The sequence below is a fragment of the Cupriavidus sp. 05T41 genome, assembly GCF_056396525.1.
In genome coordinates, this window is record NZ_JBFTLQ010000196.1 from 1 (window position 1) to 1276 (window position 1276).

Below are 1276 nucleotides of genomic sequence, written 5' to 3' on the forward strand. Positions count from 1 at the left end.
GTGCAGCAACTGATGCGGCAACGGATCGGAAACCAGGGCTTCCCACAGGGCATCGGTCAATGTCAGCGCCGGCGGCGACGGCTGCGGCAGGCGCGCGCCGCCGGKGATGCGGCTCCAGCGCGGGTGTTCCGGCGTGGCGCCGGCAAACCACCAGGACAGGAAGGGAGCGAAGAACCAGCCCACCCAGGCCGGGCTGGCCGCGCGGTGCAGKACCGGCAGGACCAGGGGATCGTAATAGCGCAGCAGGTAGCGTTCGCCTTCGCCGCCTTGCGCGAAAGTGGCGTGGCTGAGGTGGCCGGCCAGCATATCGGGAGGCCACAGGCTGGTCACCCAGGCCTGGATCACGTCGGTGCCGTAGCCGCTGGCCTTGGCGATGAGGGTGTCGAAGCCGGCCGGGCTGCTTTCGCCCGTGCCAGCCAGCATCGCGCCCAAGGGTTGCAGCGTGGCATAGTCCGGGTCGAGCAGCAKAGGGTGCAGCAATCCCTCGAAACGCGCGGTCACTTGTTCGCGTTGCGCTGGGGTCAACATCGCCATGTCGATCAAGGCCATCAAGTAACACGGCCGTGCGGCGGCGTTATAGTGCAGGTCTTCGCTGAATGCCTGCAAGAGCTGGTGGGCGATCATGCGTCCACCTTCATCAGGGCTTTGCGCTGGACGGCAGCTTTGAGCCAGCAACTGATACAAATGGGCTCGCCGGCGGCGGGCGTGCCGTCAACGGCGGTGGTGTTGCCCCCGCCTCCGGCCTGTTGGTTCAACGGTCCCTTGAGATGGATMGCTATGCCGTCCACGGTGATGCCGCTGTCGTCCAGCGTGATGGTGCCGCCGGGGCCGCGCAGGCGGGCCACCTGGCCGGCCTGTAGTTCGTAGCGCGCGGTCTTGCGCTCGATGCTTTGCCCGGCTTGCAGTTTGTCGTGGCCCTGCACGGTGGTTTCGCGGTGCCCACCGATCTCCACCCAGTGGTTGGCCGTGGTCTTGTCGCGGCGGTTATTACCCACCTCCTCAGTGCGATCCTTGCCGATGCGGATCGTGTGATTGCGCCCGACAGTCTGGAAGTCGTCCTGGCCGACGTCGTGGCGCCGATCCTGGCCGATGGTCACCTGCTCGTCGTTGCCCACCGTTTCCCTGCGGTCATGTCCGATGGCGATGATCTCGTCGTGCTGCACCTGCTCGCTGCKGTCATGCCCGACGAAGGTGGTTTCGTCGTGGTTGACGTGGAGGTTCTGGTCCTTCTGCGCGTGGACGAAGATTTCCTCCTGGTCCTTCTCATCCTCGAAGC

The 1276-nt window shown here is 65.8% G+C and carries 2 protein-coding genes; both read right to left on the minus strand.

Annotated features, from left to right (window positions below; genetic code table 11):
- Positions 1 to 624 (minus strand): DUF4123 domain-containing protein (locus tag AC1DKV_RS40430; protein ID WP_477139761.1); only part of this gene is annotated, 624 nt, incomplete at its 3' end.
- Positions 621 to 1276 (minus strand): bacteriophage T4 gp5 trimerisation domain-containing protein (locus AC1DKV_RS40435; RefSeq protein WP_477139762.1); only part of this gene is annotated, 656 nt, incomplete at its 5' end. The genes AC1DKV_RS40430 and AC1DKV_RS40435, both read right to left, overlap by 4 nt.